20 protein-coding genes and 1 tRNA gene are annotated in these 22,508 nt (G+C 66.3%); 15 read left to right on the top strand and 6 right to left on the bottom strand.

Features of this window, described 5'->3' with window-relative positions; genetic code table 11:
• Positions 1-32 precede the first annotated feature (32 nt).
• Positions 33-716 (top strand): YceI family protein, encoded by a 684-nt coding sequence (locus IE101_RS09160; RefSeq protein ID WP_189633523.1) that lies wholly within the window; start codon positions 33-35, stop codon positions 714-716.
• Here IE101_RS09160 and IE101_RS09165 read toward each other — a convergent pair.
• Positions 707-1,387, bottom strand: coding sequence for an arylesterase (locus IE101_RS09165; RefSeq protein ID WP_189633524.1), 681 nt, complete (start codon positions 1,385-1,387; stop codon positions 707-709). The two genes, IE101_RS09160 and IE101_RS09165, sit on opposite strands and share 10 nt — an antisense overlap.
• On the opposite strand from IE101_RS09165, the gene IE101_RS09170 reads away from it, so the two are divergent.
• The 8 genes from IE101_RS09170 (at position 1,386) to iolG (ending at position 10,525) form a co-directional block, all read left to right on the top strand.
• The gene (locus IE101_RS09170) at positions 1,386-2,057 is read left to right on the top strand and encodes an ABC transporter ATP-binding protein (protein ID WP_189633525.1); all 672 of its coding nucleotides are present in this window, start codon (positions 1,386-1,388) and stop codon (positions 2,055-2,057) included. The two genes, IE101_RS09165 and IE101_RS09170, sit on opposite strands and share 2 nt — an antisense overlap.
• Positions 2,054-4,564: an ABC transporter permease gene (locus IE101_RS09175; protein WP_189633526.1), complete on the top strand. Its 2,511-nt coding sequence runs from the start codon at positions 2,054-2,056 to the stop codon at positions 4,562-4,564. The genes IE101_RS09170 and IE101_RS09175 overlap by 4 nt, the downstream gene beginning before the upstream one ends.
• 344 nt (positions 4,565-4,908) lie before the next feature.
• The gene (locus IE101_RS09180) at positions 4,909-5,715 is read left to right on the top strand and encodes a TIM barrel protein (protein ID WP_229804073.1); all 807 of its coding nucleotides are present in this window, start codon (positions 4,909-4,911) and stop codon (positions 5,713-5,715) included.
• 91 nt (positions 5,716-5,806) lie between these two features.
• Positions 5,807-6,748, top strand: a complete 942-nt coding sequence (locus IE101_RS09185; protein WP_189633527.1) for a sugar ABC transporter substrate-binding protein — start codon at positions 5,807-5,809, stop codon at positions 6,746-6,748.
• A gap of 119 nt (positions 6,749-6,867) precedes the next feature.
• Positions 6,868-7,941, top strand: a complete 1,074-nt coding sequence (locus tag IE101_RS09190) for an ABC transporter permease (RefSeq protein ID WP_189633528.1) — start codon at positions 6,868-6,870, stop codon at positions 7,939-7,941.
• Positions 7,942-7,943: 2 nt separating this feature from the next.
• Positions 7,944-8,711 (top strand): ATP-binding cassette domain-containing protein, encoded by a 768-nt coding sequence (locus IE101_RS09195; protein WP_189633529.1) that lies wholly within the window; start codon positions 7,944-7,946, stop codon positions 8,709-8,711.
• Positions 8,704-9,486 (top strand): SDR family oxidoreductase, encoded by a 783-nt coding sequence (locus IE101_RS09200; RefSeq protein WP_189633530.1) that lies wholly within the window; start codon positions 8,704-8,706, stop codon positions 9,484-9,486. The genes IE101_RS09195 and IE101_RS09200 overlap by 8 nt, the downstream gene beginning before the upstream one ends.
• Before the next feature lie 37 nt (positions 9,487-9,523).
• Positions 9,524-10,525, top strand: coding sequence for an inositol 2-dehydrogenase (iolG, locus tag IE101_RS09205; protein WP_189633531.1), 1,002 nt, complete (start codon positions 9,524-9,526; stop codon positions 10,523-10,525).
• A 67-nt stretch (positions 10,526-10,592) separates the two neighbouring features.
• Here the strand turns inward: iolG and IE101_RS09210 are convergent, their stop codons facing one another.
• A complete protein-coding gene (locus IE101_RS09210) occupies positions 10,593-11,219 on the bottom strand; it encodes a hypothetical protein (RefSeq protein WP_189633532.1) in 627 nt (208 codons plus the stop codon).
• 145 nt (positions 11,220-11,364) lie between these two features.
• Here IE101_RS09210 and argE point away from each other — a divergent pair, with 145 nt between their 5' ends.
• Entirely contained in the window at positions 11,365-12,513 is a 1,149-nt protein-coding gene (gene argE / locus IE101_RS09215; protein ID WP_189633533.1) for an acetylornithine deacetylase, read from the top strand.
• A gap of 42 nt (positions 12,514-12,555) precedes the next feature.
• Entirely contained in the window at positions 12,556-13,596 is a 1,041-nt protein-coding gene (gene mnmH, locus IE101_RS09220; RefSeq protein ID WP_189633534.1) for a tRNA 2-selenouridine(34) synthase MnmH, read from the top strand.
• Here the strand turns inward: mnmH and IE101_RS09225 are convergent.
• On the bottom strand, positions 13,593-15,791 hold the full coding sequence (locus IE101_RS09225; RefSeq protein WP_308429867.1) for a selenide, water dikinase SelD: 2,199 nt from the start codon (positions 15,789-15,791) through the stop codon (positions 13,593-13,595). The two genes, mnmH and IE101_RS09225, sit on opposite strands and share 4 nt — an antisense overlap.
• 146 nt (positions 15,792-15,937) lie before the next feature.
• On the opposite strand from IE101_RS09225, the gene IE101_RS09230 reads away from it, so the two are divergent.
• The 3 genes from IE101_RS09230 to IE101_RS09240 all read left to right on the top strand — a co-directional run bounded on the left by IE101_RS09230 (position 15,938) and on the right by IE101_RS09240 (position 19,158).
• Entirely contained in the window at positions 15,938-17,941 is a 2,004-nt protein-coding gene (locus IE101_RS09230) for a hydantoinase/oxoprolinase N-terminal domain-containing protein (RefSeq protein ID WP_189633536.1), read from the top strand.
• 61 nt (positions 17,942-18,002) lie between these two features.
• Positions 18,003-18,079, top strand: a tRNA-Met gene (locus tag IE101_RS09235).
• Between the two features lie 173 nt (positions 18,080-18,252).
• Positions 18,253-19,158, top strand: coding sequence for a LysR family transcriptional regulator (locus IE101_RS09240; RefSeq protein ID WP_189633537.1), 906 nt, complete (start codon positions 18,253-18,255; stop codon positions 19,156-19,158).
• A gap of 15 nt (positions 19,159-19,173) precedes the next feature.
• Here IE101_RS09240 and IE101_RS09245 read toward each other — a convergent pair whose 3' ends face one another.
• The 3 genes from IE101_RS09245 to IE101_RS09255 are packed head-to-tail and all read right to left on the bottom strand — an operon-like array spanning position 19,174 to position 21,527.
• Entirely contained in the window at positions 19,174-20,097 is a 924-nt protein-coding gene (locus tag IE101_RS09245; RefSeq protein WP_189633538.1) for an OmpA family protein, read from the bottom strand.
• A 3-nt stretch (positions 20,098-20,100) separates the two neighbouring features.
• A complete protein-coding gene (locus IE101_RS09250) occupies positions 20,101-20,811 on the bottom strand; it encodes a GNAT family N-acetyltransferase (RefSeq protein ID WP_189633539.1) in 711 nt (236 codons plus the stop codon).
• Positions 20,808-21,527 carry a competence/damage-inducible protein A gene (locus IE101_RS09255; protein WP_189633540.1) on the bottom strand — a complete coding sequence of 240 codons (720 nt, stop codon included), beginning with the start codon at positions 21,525-21,527 and terminating at the stop codon, positions 20,808-20,810. Before IE101_RS09255 ends, IE101_RS09250 begins: the two co-directional genes overlap by 4 nt.
• Positions 21,528-21,660: 133 nt before the next feature.
• Between IE101_RS09255 and map the strand changes: the two genes are divergently transcribed.
• Positions 21,661-22,470 (top strand): type I methionyl aminopeptidase, encoded by an 810-nt coding sequence (gene map, locus IE101_RS09260; RefSeq protein ID WP_189633541.1) that lies wholly within the window; start codon positions 21,661-21,663, stop codon positions 22,468-22,470.
• The last annotated feature ends 38 nt before the right edge of the window (positions 22,471-22,508 follow it).

The following is a 22,508-nucleotide window of genomic DNA, read 5'->3' on the forward strand; positions in this document are numbered from 1 at the left end:
AGGCTGTCGCGGGATCAAGACATGAGGGCGCGATGCGCAAACTTCGGGGATGGGTGCTGGCCGCAGCGGTAATGCTGGTGACCGGGGCACAGGCACAAGAGGCACAGGTTCTGGCAGTAGACCCGAACCCGCCGGCGGGGGCCTATACGCTTGACCTGACCCATGGGCGGTTGATCTTCAAGGTCAGCCATCTGGGCTTTTCCAACTACACCGCCTTTTTCCGCGACTTCAGTGCCGATCTGGCCTTCGATCCCGCGAACCCCGCCGCGATGAGCGTGGCGACCAAAGTCAAGGCAGCCTCGGTCGAGACGCTGTTTTCCGATCCGGGGGTCAATTTCAATGCGCTGATCGCAGGGCCGGAATTTCTGGATGCCGCGCAATTCCCTGAAATCACCTTTGTCAGCACCGCCGTGCTGGTGACGGGGGAAAAGACGGCCATCGTCACGGGCGACCTGACCTTGCATGGTGTCACCAAGCCGGTGGCGCTGGATGTCACCTACAATGGCGGCTGGGCCGGGCATCCGATGGACCCCGGCGGGGCGCGGGTGGGCTTTTCCGCCAAGGGCAGCCTGAAACGGTCGGATTTCGGCATCACCTATGGTCTGCCCACACCGGGAAGCACGCTGGGCGTGGGTGATACCGTGCAGATCGAGATCGAGGCCGAGTTCATCAATCCTGCCGCCCCCAAGCCCGAAGCGCCGGCCCCTCAGGGCTGAACGCGGGCCAGAAGCTCCAGCACCTTCGGACCCAGATCGGCCACGATGCGCTTCACCCCTTCCGGGTTGGGGTGGATGCCATCGGCCTGCATCAGGCGACGCGCCGCGGCCGGATCGTCGCCCCCCAGCCCCGCCATGAAGTTCGGCGCGAGCAATGTGCCATGCTTGGCCGCAAGCTCGGGGTAGATCGCATCGAATTGCGCCTTCCAGTCGGGGCCGAAATTTGCAGGCCCCGGCAGGCCGATCAACAGCACCGGAAGCTTGCGCGCGTCCGCCTTGGTCAGGATCGCCTCCAGATTGGAGCGCGTGACGGCAGGGTCCAGCCCGCGCAGCAGGTCATTCCCGCCCAGCGTCACGATCAGCGCATCGGTTTCCGGCGTCAGCGACCAGTCGAGCCGGGCAAGCCCCCCGGCCGTGGTATCACCTGACACCCCGGCATTGACCACCGTGGCATCCGACCCGTTCGCCGCCAGCCATTGCTGCAACTGGGGGACAAACCCTTCGCCCTCGGCCAGACCATACCCGGCGGTCAGGCTGTCACCCAAGGCTACAACGCTCAAAGGTTCGGCATGCGCCACTCCAAAGGATAACGCGAACGTCAGAAGGGCTTTGCCGAGGCAGCGTCCTGCCCCATATCCGAGAGAGAAAACAAGGCGAAGGGCAGTGACCATGGGTGAACCGATTCTGACATTGGACGATGCGCGACTGACTTTGGCGGGAAACGCTGGTCCGGTCGAGATTCTGAAAGGCATCACACTGACAGTTGAACGCGGCGAAACCGTGGGGCTGATCGGGCCTTCGGGGTCGGGCAAATCCTCGCTTCTGATGCTGATGGGCGGGTTGGAGCGCGCAACCGGTGGCCGCGTCGCGGCGCTGGGGCAGGATCTGGGCGCGATGAATGAAGATGCGCTGGCGCGGTTCCGGCGCGGCAACATGGGGGTGGTGTTTCAAAGCTTTCACCTGATCCCCACAATGACCGCGCTTGAAAACGTGGCGGTTCCGCTGGAGCTTGCCGGGGTGTCCGATGCCTTTGACCGGGCCGAGGCCGAGCTGCGGACCGTGGGCCTTGGCCACCGGATCGACCATTACCCGGCGCAGATGTCGGGGGGCGAACAGCAGCGCGTGGCCTTGGCGCGCGCTGCCGCACCCCGGCCCGCGATCCTGCTGGCCGATGAACCCACTGGCAATCTGGATGGTGTGAACGGTGCTGCGATCATGGATCTTCTGTTCGGGCTGCGCGACCGGCACGGCGCGACGCTGGTTCTGGTGACCCATGCCCCCGAACTGGCGGAACGCTGCGACCGCGTTATCCGCTTGGCCGACGGTCGGGTGGTGGCATGAGCTGGTCCCTTGCGGCGCGCCTTGCGCGACGAGAGCTTCGGGGTGGTCTGCGCGGCTTTCGCATCTTTCTGGCCTGTCTGGCCCTGGGTGTCGCGGCGATTGCGGCAGTGGGGCAGGTGCGATCCGCCATCGAGGCCGGTTTGGCCGATCAGGGGGCGGTGCTTCTGGGCGGCGATGCCCAGATGGAATTCACCTATCGTTTCGCTGATGACGCCGAGCGCGCCTATATGGCCCAGATCGCCGAGCGCGTGTCCGAGGTGGTCGATTTCCGCTCCATGATCGTGGTGGGGGATGAGCGCACCCTGACGCAGGTGACGGCCGTCGATGATCTCTATCCGCTGCTGGGTCAGGTAGAGCTGGATCCGCCGCAGCCGCTGTCACAGGCCTTGGCGGCAGAGGGCGGTGTGCCGGGCGCGGTGGTGGACCGGGTGCTTGTGGACCGGCTGGGCCTCAAGCCGGGCGACCGTTTCAAGCTGGGCCTGCAAGACTTCCGTCTGGGTGCCGTGTTGCTGCGCCAGCCCGACAGCGCGACCGGCGGCTTCGGCCTTGGCCCGCCCGCCATCGTGCGGACGGCGGATCTGGCGCAATCCGGGCTGTTGGTGCCGGGGGCGCTGTTTGAAACCGAATACCGGCTGGATCTGCCCCCGACCGTCAATCTGGCGGCGCTGGAGGCCGAGGTCGAGGCCCGTTTCGCCGACAAGGGCCTGCGGTGGAGCGATTCGCGCCGCGCCGCCCCCGGGGTGGAGCGGTTTGTCGATCGTATGGGCGCCTTTCTGGTGCTGGTGGGGCTGGCGGGGCTGGCTGTCGGCGGCGTGGGGGTTTCGGCCGCCGTGCGCGCCTATCTGGATGGCAAGGTGCCGGTCATTGCCACCCTTCGGACCATGGGCGCCGAGGGCAGCCTGATCTTCCGCAGCTATCTGATGCAGATCGGTGTGCTGGCCGGGCTGGGGGTGGTGATCGGGCTTGCGCTGGGTGCACTGGTACCGCTGCTGGCGGGGCCGCTGATCGCCGCGGCGCTGCCGTTCCCGGTGGCCTTTGCGGTCTATCCGGTGCCGCTGCTCGAGGCCGCGTTCTATGGTATGACCACGGCCTTCCTCTTTACCCTCTGGCCGCTGGCGCAGGTCGAACAGATCCGTGCGGCGGCCCTATATCGCGGGGTTGCGCGGCAGGGTTGGCCCGCGCCGCGGCGTCTGGTGGCGATCGTCGCGCTGGCGGTGTTGCTGATCGGCGGGGCGGTCTGGCTGTCGGGGGTCTGGACCCTCGCGCTGGGCACTGCCGGTGGCGTGGCGGGGGCGCTGGCGCTGCTGGCGCTGGCGGCGCTGGGGCTCCGGCGTCTGGCGCGGCATCTGGCCCGCCGCGTGCGTGGTGCCGTGGCGCTGCGCGCGGCGCTGGGCGCCATTGCCGCCCCGCGGGGCGAGGCCGTGTCGGTCGTGCTGTCGCTGGGGCTGGGCCTGTCGGTGCTGGCCGCCGTCGGGCAGATCGACGCCAATTTGCGCGCAGCCATCGACCGCGACCTGCCCACCCGCGCGCCAGCCTATTTCTTCGTTGATATCCAGCCTGACCAGATCGAAGGCTTCAAGGCCCGTGTGGCGGCTGACCCCGATATCTCGCGCGTGGAAACGGCGCCGATGCTGCGCGCGGTGCTGACCCAGATCAACGGTCGCCCGGCGCGCGAGGTCGCGGGCGAACACTGGGTGGTGCGCGGGGATCGGGGCATCACCTATGCCGATGAACCATCCCCCACCACCCGCATCGTCGCGGGGAGCTGGTGGCCCAAGGGCTATACCGGCGACCCGCAGGTCAGCTTTTCTGCCGCCGAGGCCGAAGAGATCGGCCTGAAACTGGGTGATACCGTGACCGTCAATGTGCTGGGCCGCGACATTACCGCCACATTGACCAGCCTGCGCGAGGTAGATTTTGCGACCGGCGGCATGGGCTTTGTGATGACCTTCAATGCCGCGGCTTTGCAGGGGGCGCCGCATACCCATATCGCCACGATCTACGCCCCGCCCGAGGCCGAGGCCCGCATCCTGCGCGATCTGGCCAGCACCTGGCCCAATATCACCGCGATTCGTGTGCGTGACGCCATCGACCGCGTGACCGAGGCGCTGGATGCCATTGCCACGGCCACCGCTTGGGCCGCGGCGGCAGTGTTGGTGACGGGCTTTGTGGTGCTGATCGGCGCGGCGGCAGCCGGTGAACGCAGCCGCACCTATGAGGCGGCGGTTCTGAAGGTGCTGGGCGCCACCCGCCGCCGCATCCTGCTGAGCTTTGCACTGCGGGCCATGCTCATGGGGGCTGCAGCCGGGGCGGTGGCGATTCTGGCCGGGGCCGTCGCGGGCTGGGCGGTTCTGGAGTTGGTGATGGAGGCCGACTACGCCTTTGAGCCGCTCTCTGCCCTGGCCATCATCGTGGGGGGCATTGCCGCAACGGTGCTGGCGGGCCTGTTCTTTGCGCTGCGCCCCCTGCGTGTGCGCCCGGCACATGTGCTGCGCGGTGCGGAATAAAAGCACCCGGAAAACCCCCGCCGGGTTGCAAGCCTGGCGGGGCAGATCTCTGGATCAATTCGGAACCAACGGGGCCTGCGAGGTAAAATCCGCCTCTGCCTCGACTGGACGGCGCTTGCCAGCCGGTTGCGACGTGGTTCCAATCTTTTCATTTAAAGCTGCGACAAAATCGTCCGTTCTGAGGGATATGCTGGGATTTGACGATATTTGACGATCCCTCGCCCCCCGCAAGCCGCTCTGCTCTGCCGTTTTGGAATTTTTTGGTTGATATGGTCCATAAATGGAATATCAATTCCATCAAGGCGACGGTGAGTCCCGTCGTGACCCGGGGGAGAACGATCCAAATGCTGCCGTTTGCGCTGAACCACATGACCACGCCGCGACTGGGCTGGGAGGCGTTTCTCGACCTCGCCAAATCGCTGGGCTGCGTCGGCGTGGAATTCCGGAATGACCTGCCGGGCGCGCTGTTCCAGGGTGAAGATCCGGCCCGCGTCGGCGAAGCTGTCCGCGCCCGTGGCCTGCGCTTCCTTGCGCTGGCCGAAGTGAAGATGTTCAACGACTGGTCTGACGCCAAGGCCGCCGAGGCCGAGGCCCTGATGAAGATCGCTGTGGCCGCCGGGGCAGATGCTGTCAGCCTGATCCCGCGCAACGATGGCGTGGCGACCGAGCGCGGCGAAAGCCGCCGGGTGAGCGAACTGGCCCTGCGAGAGATCCTGCCCATGCTCAAGGCCCATGGCCTGAAAGCCATGGTCGAGCCGCTGGGTTTTGAGGTCTGCTCGCTGCGCTACAAGGACATTCTGGCCGATGCCATTGATGCCGTGGGCGGCGTTGGCACCTATTACATGGTGCATGACACCTTCCACCACGCCCTGGCGGGCTGGGGTCCGATCTTCCCGGAACTGACCGGGATCATCCATGTCTCGGGCGTGACCGCCCCCGCCTATGTCGGCGATATGCGCGATCCGCACCGCGTTCTTGTGGACGCGGACGACGTTCTTGGTAACGTGGCACAGATCCGTGCCTTGCGTGCCGCGGGCTATTCCGGCCCGATCAGCTACGAGCCCTTCTCGCCCGAGGTGCATGCGTTGGATGACGCAGGTCCCGCCCTGAAGGCCTCGATGGACTTCATCGAACGTGGTGTTGCCGCCTGAGGCGACTGCGTTCGGCGAACAGCCGCTCCGGGGAGGGGCGGTCCGGCAGGGAGAAACGGGTGCGCCGGACACCTGATGTGGAGGAAAGACAATGAAAAAGACCCTTATCGTCGCTGGTTTCGCCGCACTGATGGGCACCAGCGCCATGGCGGATGGCATCGGCGTGTCGATGGCGCTGTTCGATGACAACTTCCTGACCGTCCTGCGCAATGGCATGGATGCCAAGGGCAAGGAACTGGGCGTTTCGCTGCAGATCGAAGACGCTCAGAACGACGTGGCCAAGCAGCTGGACCAGATCAACAACTTCATCGCGTCCGGCGTTTCGGCCATCGTGGTGAACCCTGTTGATACCTCGGCCACCCAGGCGATGTCGGATGCGGCCGCTGCCGCCAATATCCCGCTGGTCTATGTGAACCGTCAGCCGGTCAACGTCGATACCCTGCCCGACAACCAGGCTTTCGTTGCGTCGAACGAAGTGGAATCCGGCACGCTGGAAACCATCGAGGTTTGCCGTCAGCTGAAAGAAGCCGGCAAGACCGAAGCCAACGTCTATGTGATGATGGGCGAACTGTCGAACCAGGCCGCCGTTCAGCGCACCGCCGACATCCACGACGTGATCGCCGCCGGCAAGTGCGAAGTGAAACTGAACATCATCGACGAGCAAACCGCGAACTGGTCGCGTGACCAGGCGCAATCGCTGATGACCAACTGGCTGTCGACCGGCACCGCCTTTGACGGCGTGATCGCCAACAACGACGAGATGGCCATTGGCGCCATCCAGGCGATGAAAGCCGCGGGCATCGACATGGCTTCGGTTGTGGTTGGCGGGATCGACGCCACCCAGGACGCTCTTGCCGCCATGCAGGCCGGCGATCTGGACGTGACCGTGTTCCAGGACGCTGCCGGTCAGGGCGCAGGCGCGCTGGACGCAGCCATCAAGCTGTCGAAGGGCGAGGCGGTTGACCAGAAGGTCTACATCCCGTTCCAGCTGGTGACCCCGGCGAACGTTGGCGATTTCCTCGCCAAGAACTGATCGCCCAAGGGCGAAGGGGCGGCGCGGCCAGCGCCGCCCCCATTTCTTCCCTGACCGGGCGCGGGGGCGCAGGCGGGGCAAGCTATTCATGACATTACCGGGGGAGAGGGGAGCGCACCATGTCATCCACTACACATGGGCTGGGCGGCCTGAAGTATGATCCATCGAAAAAGGCCCGCGCGCCGGAATGGAACGTTTTCTTCGCGCTGATCGGCATCATTGTTATTTTCGAGGTCATCGGCCGCGTGTTCATGGCGGACAGCTTCCTGTTCAATACCCGTGAAAACGTCAGCAGCCTGTTCAACGAACAGCGCCTGCAAATCATCATCCTGCAAGTGTCGATCACCGGCATCATTGCCCTGGGCGTGACGCAGGTCATCATTTCGGGCGGGATCGACCTCAGCTCCGGCTCGGTGGTGGGCGCCACCGCGATGATCGCGATGAGCTTCGCCCAGGTCGCCATGGTGAACGGCAACCCCAACCCCAAGGCCATTTTCGGCGAACTGGGCTGGGTTGACCTGCCGGTCATCGTGCCGGTGCTGGTGGGGCTTGGCTGCGGTCTGGTCGCCGGTCTGGTGAACGGCGCGCTGGTCGCCTACACCAAGATCCCGCCCTTCATCGCCACGCTGGGCATGATGGTCACGGCCCGCGGCATCGCGAAATGGTGGTCGAAGGGCAACCCGATCTCGTTCCCGACGGAAAGCTATGCCGCCATCGGCAAGGGCATGATGCCGGTCGTGATCTTTGTGGGCCTTGCGATCCTCTTCCACCTGATCATGACCTATACCCGCTATGGCAAGCATTGCTACGCGGTCGGTTCGAACGAAGCGGCGACCCGCATGTCGGGCATCAACGTCGACCGCACCAAGGTGCTGATCTATGTTATCGCGGGCCTTCTGTCGGCGCTGGCGGCGGTGGTTCTGTCGTCGAAAAACCTGACGGCGCAGGCTGGCATGGGCGTGATGTACGAACTTGACGCCATCGCCATGGCGGTCATCGGCGGCGTGTCGTTGCAAGGGGGCCGCGGGTCGATCCTGGGGACGGTGCTGGGCGCGCTGATCTTCGGGGTGATCATCTCGGGGTTCACCTTCCTCAAGCTCGACGCCTACTACCAAGAGATGGTCAAGGGCGTGATCATCGTGGCAGCCGTGGTGCTGGATCAATGGCGGCAAAAAGGCCGCGCGCGGGGGTAATCATGAGCGATATCATTCTTGAAACGCGTGGCCTGACGAAACACTATGGGGGTGTCCACGCCCTCGACGACGCGAATTTCATCCTCCGCAAGGGCGAACATATCGCCGTGGTGGGCGACAACGGGGCCGGGAAATCGACCTTCGTGCGCCAGATCACCGCGGTGGAACAGAAGACCGGCGGCCAGGTGTTCTTCGACGGGCAAGAGGTGAACTTCACCGGCCCGCTGGAAGCGCGCGAGGCCGGGATCGAGACGGTGTTCCAGACGCTGGCGCTGGCCGATGATCTGGATGTGCCTTCGAACCTCTTCCTGGGGCGCGAGCTTTACAAGTTCCGCCTTGGCCCCTTCTCGGTTCTGGACCGCAAGGCGATGCGCGACCGCACGATGGAGGCGCTGAAGACCACCGCCGTCAAGATCCCGAACGTGGACAACCCGATCCGCAACATGTCGGGCGGGCAGCGGCAGTGCGTGTCCATCGCGCGGACGGCGGCCTTCGCCTCCAAGCTTGTGATCATGGACGAACCGACGGCGGCGCTTGGCGTGCAGGAAACCGCGCAGGTGGAAAACATCATCCGCGGCCTGAAAGAGCGCGGCATCCCGATGATCCTGATCTCGCACAACCTGCGTCAGGTCTTTGATCTGGTGGACCGGATCGTGGTGTTCCGTCGCGGCCGGATCGTGGCCAGCCTGAACAAGGACGAAACCGATGGCAATGACATCGTGTCCTATATCACGGGCGTGAAGGGCGGCACGGACGCGACCTATGCGTGATCACGCGCAGACCGTTGCAGTGATTACCGGTGGATCGCAGGGCCTTGGCCTTGCGATCGCCGAACGCCTGCTGGCCGAGGGATGCCCGCAGATGATCATTGCAGGTCGGGGTGTGATGAAGGGCGAAGAGGCGGCGGAACGTCTGCGGGAAACCGGGGCCGATGTGCGCTTTCTGCCAGTAGATATGGGTGATCCGCAGGATGCCATCGACCTGATCAATCGCGCGGCCACGCGCTTTGGCCGGGTCACGGCGCTGGTGAATGCGGCGGCGGCGACGGACCGGGGATCGATACTCGATACCACGCCTGCGTCTTGGGACGGGCTGATGGCTGTGAATGCGCGGGGGCCGTTCTTCGCGCTTCAGCGTTTCGCGCAGCTCGCCATCGAAAACGGACATCCGGCGCAGGCGGTGAATATCCTGTCCATGGTGGTGCATTGCGGCCAGAGCTTTCTGGCCCCCTATTCGGCCAGCAAGGCGGCGCTGGCCAATGTGACGAAAAACGCAGCGCAGGCGTTGCGGGCCCACCGGATCCGGGTGAATGCCATCAACTGCGGTTGGATGGATACCCCCGGCGAGGATGCGACCCAGCGCCGCTATCATGGCGCAGGCGACGACTGGCTGGCGCAGGCCGAGGCCGCGCAGCCGATGGGAATGCTGGTCAAGCCGGTTCATGTGGCCGGACTGGCAAGCTACATGCTCTCTGCGGCGTCGGGCGTGATGACCGGCGCCGTGGTGGACTTTGATCAGAATGTCTCCGGGGCTTACCCGGAGTGAACAACCGGCCCGTCCGGGCCAACCCTGTGAGGACAAGATGACTGTCAAATTCGGGCTTCTGGGTGCAGGCCGCATCGGCAAGGTTCACGCCAAGGCCGTGACCGGCGATGCCAATGCCGAACTCGTTGCGGTGGCCGATGCCTTCCCGGCGGCCGCCCAGGCGATTGCCGATCAATACGGCTGCGCCGTCCGTTCGATCGATGAGATCGAGGCCGCCAAAGACATCGACGCTGTGGTGATCTGCACCCCGACCGACACCCACGCCGACCTGATCGAGCGTTTCGTGAAAGCGGGCAAGGCCGTGTTCTGCGAAAAGCCGATCGACCTGTCGCTGGCCCGCGTGAAGCAGTGCCTCGAGGTCGTGCGCGCCCACAAGGGCACGCTGATGGTGGGCTTCAACCGCCGCTTCGACCCGCATTTCGCCGCTGTCCGCGCCGAGATCGACAAGGGCACCATCGGTGACGTGGAGATGATCGTCATCACCTCGCGCGATCCGGGCGCCCCGCCGGTGGATTACATCAAGCGGTCGGGCGGCATCTTCCGCGACATGACCATCCATGACTTCGACATGGCCCGCTTCCTGCTGGGCGAGGAAGTGACCGAAGTTTCCGCAACCGCCGCCGTTCTGGTCGATCCGGCCATTGGCGAGGCTGGCGATTTCGACAGCGTTCAGGTGCTGCTGAAAACCGCGTCGGGCAAGCAGGCGATGATCTCGAACTCGCGTCGCGCCACCTATGGCTACGACCAGCGCATTGAGGTGCATGGGTCGAAAGGTGCGGCCTCGGCCGAGAACCAGCGCCCGGTGTCGATCGAGGTTGCGACCGCGACCGGCTACAACCGCCCGCCGCTGCATGACTTCTTCATGACCCGCTACACCGAGGCCTATGCCGCCGAAATCGCGGCCTTCATCGCCGCTGCCGGTGGCAAGGGTGCGGCTGCACCTTCGGGCGAAGACGGGCTGGTGGCGCTGGCGCTGGCCGATGCTGCCGTCAAATCGGTTGCCGAAAAGCGCACCGTGCTGGTGAGCGAAGTTCTCTGATCTTCCCTCAATAGATCAGGGTCGGGCCGCGCAGAGGGTGCAAGCTCTGCGCGGCCTTTCTGTATCTTCAGTTGCTGAGGAACAGGTAATTCTCATCTTCGGGGCCGGGGTTCCGCAGGGTTACGGTGACAAAGCCGCTTTCGACCAGCGTTACGCCGCAATAGCCGCGCGCCCGGCACAGCACCGCATCGCCTGCCGCCGCCTCGATTTCCAGCTGCGACAGGCCATCGGTCACCACCCCCAGATCCAGCTTCACCCCCCCATCGGCGGGCAGGCGGTAGCGATGCGCCTGACCGGGCGCCAGCGCCGCAGCCGAGCTGCGGACGCTGCCTTTGGGCAGCACCTCGGCGCTGGCCATGGCCGAGGTCAGGAAAATCCCCAGCGTTTCGTCGGCGGCCACAGCCGCCTTGGCGCCTTCCAGCATCCGTGCGGCATCGGGGGGGATGGCGGCGGCCTTGGGGGTGCCCTTGCCCTCGACCTCGGGTTTGCGCTCAACCGTTTGCAGGGCCACGCTGGCGGCAATGCGGGCGGCTGCGATCTGTGACAGCCCGTCCCGCTCGGCCTGCCCGGTGGCAAACAGCCGATGCGCCAGCACCAGCCGCTCCACCGGGCCGGCGGTGGCGGGTTCGGCCTGGGCGGGCGCGGCCAGGAAGGTGGGCAGGGCGGCAATCAGCAGAAGGGGCAGGCGGGGCATCGCACTCTCGGAAGGGTCGGGTCAGGATCGCGGCAGACTGGCAGCGCCGTCGGGGAAAGGAAAGGCCGAAGCACCGCTTCGCCTGATCGGGGGTTTCGCACGGGGCGGGGGCGGTCTATTTGTCCGCACAAATCAGGAGGCCCCGATGCGTGCGATTTTCGACCGGCTGATGCGTTTTGATACCGTCAGCGCCAAGCCCAATCTGGAGCTGATGCTCTGGGTCAAGGCGGAACTGGCCGCGGCGGGGATCGAGGCGCTGCTGCTGCCCGATGCCAGCGGGCAGAAGGCCAACCTCTTTGCCACGGTCGGCCCTGCGGATGTGGGGGGGGTGATGCTCTCTGGCCATACCGATGTCGTCCCTGTCGAGGGGCAGGTCTGGACCAAGCCGCCCTTCGCCCTGACGGAAGAGAGCGGGCGCTTCTATGGCCGGGGTGCCGCCGACATGAAGGGGTTTTGCGCCCTTGCCATCGACGCGATGATCAAGGCGACGCACCGCCCGCTGAAGGTGCCGTTGCACCTTGCGCTGTCATATGATGAAGAGATCGGCTGCATGGGCGTGCGGTCGATGGTCGATATGCTGGCCAAGGCGCCGGTCAAGCCGCGTTTCTGCATCGTGGGCGAACCCACCGGGATGCAGGTTGCGACCGGGCACAAGGGCAAGATCGCGCTACGCGCCACCTGCACCGGACGCGAGGGGCATTCCGCGCTGGCGCCGCTTGCGCTCAATGCCCTGCATCTGGCGGCGGATTTCGTGCAGGCGGTCCGCGATCTGCAGGCCCGCGTGGCTGCCGAAGGCCCCTTCGATGGCGATTACGATGTGGCCTATAGCACGATCCATGTGGGCAAGATGCAGGGCGGGGTGCAGGTGAACATCGTGCCCAATACCGCCGTGCTGGATTTCGAAATCCGCAGTCTGGCCGAACAGGACACCGACAGTCTGATTGCCGATCTGCGCGCCCGGGCCGAGGCGATCTGTGCCCCCCTGCGGGCCGAATTCCCCGAGGCCGAGATCCGCATCGACCGCCTGTGGGATTACCCCGGTCTTGGCACGCCTTCGGACGCGGGGGTGGTGAATTTCGTCAAAGGGCTGACCGGGGCCAATGGCACGATCAAGGTGGCCTACGGCACGGAAGGCGGGCTTTTTTCGCGGGTGGCCGGCATCCCCACGGTGATTTGCGGGCCGGGCAGCATGGCGCAGGGCCACAAGCCCGACGAATTCGTCACCGTCGAACAGATGGAACGCGGGGCCGCCATGCTCGATGCGCTGATCGCGCGCTGCGAGGCGGGGTTCTGATCGGGGTTTGAGTGTCGGGGACTTCGCGGCTAATCTCGCCTCATGGCCATTACACTCAGCTCCCTCACCCAGATCGCGGACCTCGGGTTCGACACCATCATCGACGTGCGATCCCCTGCCGAATGGGCGGAAGATCACGTCCCCGGCGCCATCAGCCTGCCGGTGCTGGACAATGACGAACGCGCGCTTGTCGGCACGATCTACAAGCAGGAAAGCCCCTTCAAGGCCCGCAAGGTCGGGGGCGCACTGGTCGCCAAGAATGCCGCGGCCCATCTGCAAGGCCCGCTGGCCGACAAAGAGGGCGGATGGAGGCCGCTGGTCTATTGCTGGCGCGGGGGGATGCGGTCGGGGTCTTTTGCCACCATCCTGAAAAGTGTGGGCTGGCGCGCGGATGTGATCGAAGGCGGTTACAAGACCTGGCGGCGGCTGGTGGTGGATCAGGTCTATCACTGCCCCATTGCCGCGCCCGTGGTGGTGCTGGATGGCAATACCGGGTCGGCCAAGACGGCGCTGCTGGCGGAACTCGCGCTTCAGGGGGTGCAAGTCATCGATCTTGAGGGGCTGGCCCGGCATCGCGGGTCGCTTTTCGGGGCCATGTCAGGCGGGCAGCCGTCGCAGAAGGCGTTTGAAGGCGGGCTGGCCATGGCACTGGCCGCGCTTGACCCCGCCCGACCTGTGGTGATCGAGGCCGAAAGCTCCAAGGTCGGGAATTGCCGCCTGCCGCCGCCGCTGTGGCAGGCGATGGTGGCCGCGCCACGGATCGAGGTTTCGGCCCCGCGTGAGGCCCGTGCCGCCTATCTGACCCGCGCCTATGGTGATCTTTGTGCAGACCCGGAGCGGCTGGTGCAGGTGGTGGGCCTGCTGCGCCCGTTGCATGCGGCCGAGGTGATCGAAGGCTGGCAGGCGCTGGCCCAAGCGGGTGATTTTGCCGCGCTGGCCGAGGATCTGATGGCCCGCCATTACGACCCCCGCTATGCCAAGCACCGCGCCCGCATGGCCCACGCGGCCACGGTGGTCGAGGCCGAGAGCCTGTGCCCCGAGGCGCTGCCCGCCATCGCCGCCCGAATCAAGGCCGCGCTTTAGGCACCATCCCTGACGGTCAGGAAGGGCGAACCCGTGGTGACCTGCCCCACGATGGCTGCCGCGTAGCCCGCCTGGTGCAGATCGGCCAGAACGTTCTGCGCCTGTTCGCCCGGCACCGCGGCCAGAAAGCCGCCCGCCGTCTGCGGATCGAACAGAAGCGCCGCCCGCGCGGTCTGAGGGGCCGAGATCCGCCCCACCACGGCCCCCCGGTTCGCGGGGGCGAGGGTCGATGCCACGCCCATCGCCGCCCAATCCTCGGCCCCCGGCAGAAGGGGCAGGGCCGCCAGATCCAGCTCAGCCGCCACGCCGGACGCCGCGCAGAGTTCCAGCAGATGCCCGGCAAGGCCAAAGCCTGTCACGTCCGTCAGGGCATGGGAAACCGGCGTCAGGATCCGCGCGGCAGGGGCAGGGTTCTGCAGCATCGAGGCATAGGTGGCCGCCACCGCCTCACCCGCCATCAGGGCGCCGTGCAGAAGGGTGCGGGCCATTTCAGCCGCAAGGACCGTGCCGGTGCCAAGCGCCTTGGTCAGGATCAGCGCATCGCCGGGCTGGGCGCCCCCTTTGGTCAGCACGTGGTCGGCGCGGCCGGTCAGGGTGAAGCCGATGGTGAATTCCTCGCCCACGCTCGTGTGGCCGCCGATGATCTCGGCCCCGGCCTCGGCCAGCGTTTCGGCGGCGATCTGCATCACCTCGGCCAAGGTCCGGGCCTGCAATTCGGCCGAAAGGCGCGGCAGCGTCACCTGCGCCAGCGCAAATTCGGGGCGCGCGCCCATGGCCCAGATATCCCCTAGCGCATGAAGAACGGCGATGCGGGTCATCACGCCGGGGTCGGGGGTGAAGGCGCGCAGGTGATCGGTGGTCAGGACCTGATAGCTGTCCCCCTGCCGGATCACGGCGGCATCATCGCCCGGCCCGGTCAGCACCGCCGGGTTCTGCGGTGCTGGCAGATCCGCCAGCGCGCGGGCCAGATCGGCCGCCCCCACCTTGGCGCCGCAGCCACCGCACATCGGCTTTGGCCCCACCGCCTCGGCCAGACCGGCCGCGGCCGGGTGGGGCAGCGCGGGCGCGGGCATCGCGGGCAGGTCATGGAACATCGCCATGAAGCGGCGGTCGATCCGGTCCTTCCAGCGCCAAAGGGCGGGGTGCGACAGGCGCAGGCCGAATTTGTCCGCCACCGCGTTCTGCCGCCCGGTGGACACGAGCTTCAGGTAATCGCGCTGCGGGTAGTAGGGGCGCAGATTGCCCGTGCCTTGCAACAACTGGCGTAGGTTATGGGCCAGAATCGGCGCCTCGCGCACGGCAAAGACCCCGGCCTTGGGGCGGGGGGCATGGGTCAGATGCGCGCAATCGCCCACGGCAAAGACGGCCGGGTCCGACGATTGAAGCGTAGGCCCCACGGCGACAAACCCGTCATGGAGCTGCAACCCGGTGTCCCGCAGCCAGCCCTGCGGACGCGACCCCGCAACCGACAGCGTGAAATCCGACGGCAGCACCCGGCCATCCTGCAGCAGCACCTGTCCCGCCAGGATCTGGGCCGGCTGCGCGCCGGTAAGCAGGGTGATTCCGGCCGCGGCCAGTTCCGCCAGCAGCGCCCGCCGCGCGCCCGCACCGATATGCGGCAACGCCATCTCCGACTGGTCAAGCAGCGTGACCTGCGGCTTTGCCCCGCCCGCGCGCAGCCGATGGGCCGAGGCCAGCGCCAGTTCGACCCCGCCCACACCGGCCCCGATCACCACAACCTGCGGCGCGGGCAGCGCCCGGTCAACGAACCGTGCCCAAGCCGCCGCATAATCGCCCAGTGGCTTGGCCGAAACACCATGGTCCGCGTAACCGGGGATCTGCGGCAGGTCCGACGAAATCCCGATGTCGAGGCTGGCCAAATCATAGGCAACGGGCGGGCGGCTCTGCAGCATCACGTGCCTGTTCACCGGATCAAGCCCCACCGCCCGATCAAGAATCAGCCGCGCCCCGGCAAAGCGCGCAAGCTGCACCAGATCCAGCATCATCTCGGACCGCGCGTAATGCCCGGCGATATGGCCGGGCAGCATCCCGGTATAGGGGGCGACCGGTCCGGGGTTGATGATCGTCAACCGCACCCCCGGCAGCGGGTCCATGCCCCACATCCGCGCCAGCAGCGCATGGGCATGGCCCCCGCCCACCAGCACCAGATCCGCAACCTGAGGCAATTCCCGCATTTTCATCCTGCTCCTAAGCTTTGGCCAGCTTAACCGCCCCGGCCCGCCGGGGCGAGTGGCGCGGCTGCGACAGAACGCGTCGCGCGCGGGGCTGACCTTGCCCCGGCTTCGGCCTATGTCAGGGGGACGCGAACAGGGACAGAACCATGGCATATTTCCTCGGGGTCGATACGGGCGGCACCTATACCGATGCGGTCATTGTGGATGAGGGCGCGACCCGCGTCATCGGATCGGCGAAATCGCTGACCACGCGCGGGGATCTGAGCCTGGGCGTTGGCCGGGCCGTTGATGCCGCACTGTCCGAGGCGGGGGTGGAGCCCGCCGAGGTATCGCTTGTGTCGCTGTCAACGACGCTGGCCACCAATGCGCTGGTGGAGGGCCAAGGCGGGCGCGTGGCGCTGATCTTCATCGGCTTTGATGCGGGCGATCTGGAGCGCGGCGGTCTGTCCGAGGCCTTGGGCGGCGATCCGGTGGTGCTGCTTGCGGGCGGGCATGAACATTCCGGGGCCGAGACAGCGCCGCTTGATATCGCCGCGCTGGAGGCTGAGGTCGCGCGCCTTGCGCCCGAGGTCATGGGCTTTGCCGTGGCCGCGCGCTTTGCCACCCGCAACCCCAGCCACGAAGTCACCGCGCGCGAGGTGATTCGCCGCGTCTCGGGGCGTCCGGTCACCTGCTCGCATGAGCTTTCGGCCGGGCTGAACGGGCCGAAACGCGCGCTGACGGCGGTGCTGAACGCCCGGCTGATCGGCATGATCGACCGTCTGGTCCGCGCGTGCGAGGCGCATCTGGAAACCCGCGGCATCACCGCGCCGCTGATGGTGGTGCGCGGCGACGGGGCGCTGATTTCGGCCGCGATGGTGCGCGAACGCCCGATTGAAACGATTCTGTCGGGGCCTGCGGCCTCGATCGTGGGTGCGCGCTGGCTGACGGGGGAAAGCGATGCGCTGGTGTCCGATATTGGCGGCACCACCACCGATGTGGCGCTTTTGAAAGACGGTCTGCCCGAGATCGACCCCGAGGGCGCTCGCGTCGGTGGTTTCCGTACCATGGTAGAGGCCGTCGCCATGCGCACAACTGGCCTTGGCGGCGATTCCGAGGTGCATCTGCAGCAAAGCGGGCTGGAGGGCGGTCTGCGTCTTGGCCCGCGGCGGCTGATTCCCGTTTCGCTTCTGGCAGTGGATCATGCCGAAATGGTCCATGCCGCGCTGGACCGAGCCCTTTCGACCGAGGTGGCGGGTGAATTCGACGGGCGCTTTGTGGTGCCCATGGCCGGGCAGACCGGCGGCCTGAACGCACGCGAGGCGGCATTGCTCGCGCGGATCACCGAAGCCATGCCGTTTTCGCGGCCGATCACCTCGCGGCTTGAGGTTGCGGCGATGGAGCGGCTGGTCGCGCGCGGTCTGGTGATGGTCTCTGGCGTCACGCCGTCGGACGCCAGCCATGTGCTGGGCCGGCTGGAGGCTTGGGACCGCACCGCCGCCGAAAAGGCGCTGCGGCTGCTGGGGCGCCGCCGCACCGGGCGCGGTGAACGATTCTCGAACGATCCGGCGCAGCTTGCCCAGATGATCGTGGATCAGCTGACGCAGCAGACGGTCGATTGTCTGCTGGAAGCGGCTTTTGCCGAAGATCCCGCCTTTGCCGGGGAAAGCGCCGAGGGGCTGGCCCGCCACCTGCTGACGCAGCGGGGCGTCGCGGGGCATCGGGGCGTGGTGCAGGCGACGCTGCGGCTGGGCGTGCCGGTGATCGGGCTGGGTGCTTCGGCCCCATCCTATTACGGCGCGGTCGGCGACCGGCTGGAGGCACGGATGATTCTGCCCAAGCACGCCGGGGTGGCCAATGCCATCGGCGCCGTGGTGGGGCAGGTGCGCCAGCGCGTGACCGGCCTTGTCAGCAGCCCGGGCGAGGGCCGATTCGTCGCCCATCTGCCCAGCGGCAACACCATGTTCGCCCATCGGGACGAGGCCCTTGCCGCACTGGAGGCCGCGCTGTCAGATGAGGTGCGCGACCGTGCCGAACGCGCGGGGGCCGCAGATGTGCAACTGACTGCGACCCGCGACATCCGCGAAGCCGAGATTGAAGGCCGCATGATGTTCATCGAAGCCACGGTCACCGTCACCGCTGCGGGGCGCCCGCGCGTCGCGCATGGCTGAACAAAAATCTCGCGTTTTCCGCTTGACCCTGCCGCGCCCATCCCATAGGAACCGCGCCAGTGGCTAGGTAGCTCAGTTGGTTAGAGCACGCGACTCATAATCGCGGGGTCGGGGGTTCGAGTCCCCCCCTCGCCACCACTCTCCCCTCGTTTGAAGTCTGGAAAACGGCAGAATTCTGTCGATCCCGGTCGTTTCCGCGCCATCAACGATCCGCGGGAATTCCCCGAACTCGTCGCGCCCTTGCCCCTATCTCGCCCGAATTGGCGATCAATACTGCCCTATCGCAGCGCATCGGCCGCATGGGGAAGACAATGGATCGACTGACCGAAATGGAAGCCTTCGCCACCGTGGTGGACCAAGGTGGCTTCACGGATGCGGCCAAGAAGATGGGCATCTCGAAATCGGCGGTGTCGAAGCATGTCTCGGCGTTGGAGGCGCGCCTCGGCGCGCGGCTTCTGAACCGCACCACCCGCCGCGTCAGCCCCACGGAAATCGGCCTTGCCTATTACGACCGCGCACGCCGCGTGCTGAACGATGCCGGTGAGGCGGATGCACTGGTCACCAGCATGCAATCCGCACCTTCGGGTCTGCTGCGGATCAGCGTGGCCACCGACTTCGGGGTCAATCTGCTCTCGCCCATTCTGGGGGATTTCCTGCTGGAATATCCCGATATCACCGTGAACATGGTGCTGAACAACCGCTATGTCGAACTGATCTCGGAAGGGTTCGACATGGCGATCCGTGTCGGCGATCTGGAGGATAGCAGCCTGCGCGCCCGCAAGCTGACCGAAACCTCCAAGCGGATGATCGGGTCGCCCAGCTATTTCCAGAAATACGGTCGCCCGATGAAGATCGACGATCTGAACGACCACAAGCTGCTGCATTATTCGAACCAGGCCAATGGCAATGTCTGGAAGGTGACGGCGCCTTCGGGCGAAAAGCGGCAGGTGCGCTCGAACGGCTGGCTGACGGTGAATGACGGCCAGTCGCTGCTGAATGCGGCGATTGCGGGTCTGGGCATCGCCTACCTCCCCTCGTTCCTCTATGCCGAGGCGATGCGGAACGGCCAGGTTGAAGAGGCCATTCCCGGCCTGCCGGTGGAAACGCTGGGCATCTATGCGGTCTATCCGCCGGGGCGATTCACCCAGCCCAAGGTGCGCGCCTTCATCGACTTCCTGGCGCGACAGTTCATGGAGAAGGGGCCGGACAACTGGTGATCCGGCCTGACAGAGTTAAGGTGCGGCGACCAACTGGGTCGAGGTCAGCATGACCTCGACCCTTCTGTTTTGGGTGCGGCCTTCCGGGGTCAGGTTGGTGCTGCGCGGGGCAAGATAGCCCACGCCCTCGGCCTCGATCCGGTCGCCGGAAATGCCAAGCGCCGTCAGCGCTTTGCGAACCGATTGCGCCCGCGCGCGCGACAGGGCGATATTCGCCGCAAGGCCGCCCGAGGCATCGGTATGCCCGACCAGCGCAACCCGTGCTTCGGGACGTTGGTCCATGTAATCGGCCAGCGCCCGCAGCGTGGGATAATCACCGGGGGCAAGCGTCCCGGCCCCCGAGGCAAAGACCAGATCGGCCAGCACAAGGCTGCCCGCGGTTTCAATCTGGCGGGCGAAATCGCCGGTGGGGGTGGCGGCAGGCACCGGGGTCGGGGCGGCAATGTCGCGGCGGGGCGTGGCGCTTTCGGGGCGCACGCGGATCAGCTGCACGAAGGCCGCCGCCCGGGCGCGGCTGACGACAAGGGCCAGCGCCTCATCCTGCTGGTCGAGCAGCAGATACCGGAAATCGCCCAGATCGACATGCATGTCGGGTTCGGTGATCAGCGGCAGGGCATAGCGGAAATCAAAGCCGCCGCAGGTCGCCGTTTCGCAGGCGAAGGCGGGGTGCCAGCCCTCGGCCTCAAGCTGCGCCTGCAGATGGGTCAGGATTTGCAGGGTGGTTTGGCGGGTGTCGATGCGCCAGGCGGTTTGCTCGACCAGCCCGTCCAGCGCACGGGCCGGGGTCGCCCCGGCTGTCCAGGCGCCATCAGGCAGTCGGATCGAGGTGCCGCCTTCGCTGCTGGTGGTGGTCTGCGCGGCAGGGTCGCCGAAATCGAGCGTCAGCGCCCCCACGGGTGTGGCGAGCAACAGCAGAAGGCAGGGCAGCAGGTGCCGCATGTTTCAGATCACCCGATAATGATAGCGGTCCACGGCTATCATGCCCGTGCGTTCATACAAGGTGCGGGCGGCGGTATTGGCTTCGGTCGCCACCAGAGAAAAGGTGGTTGCCCCCTGATCTTGCGCCCAGTTTGCGGCCGCCGTCAGCATCTTGTGGGCGGAACCTTGCCGACGCAGCGCAGGCCGCACCTCAAGCGCGTGCAGCATGGCCGTCCGGCCCGCCAGCGCCACGAAGGCCGCGCCGGAGGGCGTGTCATCGGTCCGGCCCAGAATGGCGGTCTTGGGGGTGGTCACGCGGTCCATCACGGCGCAGCGGTCGGGGCCGATGCCACCTTCGGCCCAGATGTCGCGGGTGATCGCGAGCGGCGGCCAATGGGCAAAGGCAGCCATGGGGCTGACCGCGCCTGCCAGCCGGTCGATGGGCGCGACATAGGCGATGACCGGGTCTTTCACCCGGTAGCCCCGCGCGGCAAGGGCGGCGTCCAGCGCGGCATCCTGCGGCCCCAGCACCCAGATCCGGGGCTGGTGCAGGCGGTCCATCGCAGCCTCGGCCTCCGCGATATCGCCGGGCTGCCAAGCGTCTTCGACGCTGGTTGCCTGCACGCGCTGCCCACCGCCCGCACTGACGCGCAGGCGCCACGGCCCCAGCCGTTCGCTGCGTTCCGGCGGCCAGGTGGCCGCCAAGACCGCAGCAAGGGGCGGATCAAGGATCATCCGAACAGCGCGCAAAGCCGCGACATCGCCGCATCCAGCCGCGCGGCATCGGTGCCGCGGATCACCAGATTGGTGCCATGCGCCCCCGACTGGATGAAGGGATAGGACCCCATCGACAGATCGGGATATTCGGCAGCCAGCGCCGCGAAGGGGCCGGCGATCTCGCCCTCGCCCCGGTTCACGCGGAGCGACTGGCTCAGCAGCGGGGCGCCCCCGGTGATGGTGGGCAGGACGCCTGCGACCATGGCCTGAAAGATGTTCGGCACCCCCGCCATCACATGCACATTCCCCAGCGTGAAGCCCGGGGCGGTGCTGATGGGGTTGTCGATCAGCGTGGCGCCATCGGGAATGCGGGCCATGCGGCGGCGGGCCTCGTTGAATTCCAACCCGGCGCGGTCGTAATGCGCCTGCAGCAGGGCCATGGCATCGGCGCGATGGGTGATCGCGACACCGAAGGCCGCGGCAATGGCATCAGCGGTAATGTCGTCATGCGTCGGCCCGATCCCGCCCGAGGTGAAGACATGGTCCCATTTCGCGCGCAGCGCATTCACGGCGGCGATGATCTCGGCATGGTCATCGGCCACCACGCGGGCTTCCATCAGGCGGATGCCACGGTTGGTCAGTTCGGTCGCAAGATGGTGGGTATTGCTGTCGCGGGTGCGGCCCGACAGGATTTCGTCCCCGATCACCAGCATGGCGGCGGTTGGGTTGGTCATGATGCTCTCCTGCTCATTCGTGCAAAGGTATAGCGCGTCGGACCGGCTTTCAAAGCCCCCGCTGCCCGGCCTCTGGCCAAATCCCGCTTCAGCCTTTATCTACGGGTCAGTTTTGCAGGAAAGGACAAGCCCCGTGAACGATCTGCGCGGCCGCATCACCAAAGACGGCATCCGTATCTATGAGGACGCCGATTTCGCGGGCATGCGCGCGGCGGGTCAGGTGGCGGCGGAAATTCTGGATGCCGTGATCCCGCTGGTCAAACCCGGCGTCACCACGGCCGAGCTGGATGCCTTCATCACCGAAGAGGTGCATCGCCGCGGCGTGATTTCCGCGACCATCGGTTACAAGGGCTACAAGCACGCCTCCTGCATCAGCGTGAACCACGTCGTCTGCCATGGCATCCCCGGCACCAAGGTGCTGGCCGATGGCGACATTCTGAACATCGATGTGACGGTGATCGTCGATGGCTGGTATGGCGATACGAGCCGGATGTATGTCGCCGGTCAGCTGGGCCGCAAGGCCGAACGCCTGATCGAGGTCACGCATGAAGGCCTGATGCGCGGGATTGCGGCGGTGAAGCCGGGCAATACCTTTGGCGACATCGGCAATGCGATCCAGAGCTATGTCGAATCGAACCGCATGTCGGTGGTGCGCGATTTCTGCGGCCACGGGCTTGGCCTTGTGTTCCACGCGCCGCCGAATGTGCTGCATTACGGCCGCGCAGGCAGCGGCCCGGTGCTGGAAGAGGGCATGTTCTTCACCATCGAACCCATGGTGAACCTGGGCCGCCCCGAAACCAAGGTGCTGGCCGATGACTGGACGGCGGTCACGCGGGACAAGTCGCTCTCGGCGCAATACGAACATTCCATCGGGGTCACGGCGACGGGATGCGAGATCTTCACCGCCTCGCCCGCGGACAAATTCTTCCGCACCTGGGCCTGAGGGCCGGAACAGAAGGCCCGCCGCGGTGGCGGGCCTTT

Origin of the sequence: Gemmobacter lanyuensis (genome assembly GCF_014652355.1) — a bacterium.
Taxonomy (GTDB): Bacteria; Pseudomonadota; Alphaproteobacteria; order Rhodobacterales; family Rhodobacteraceae; genus Gemmobacter; species Gemmobacter lanyuensis.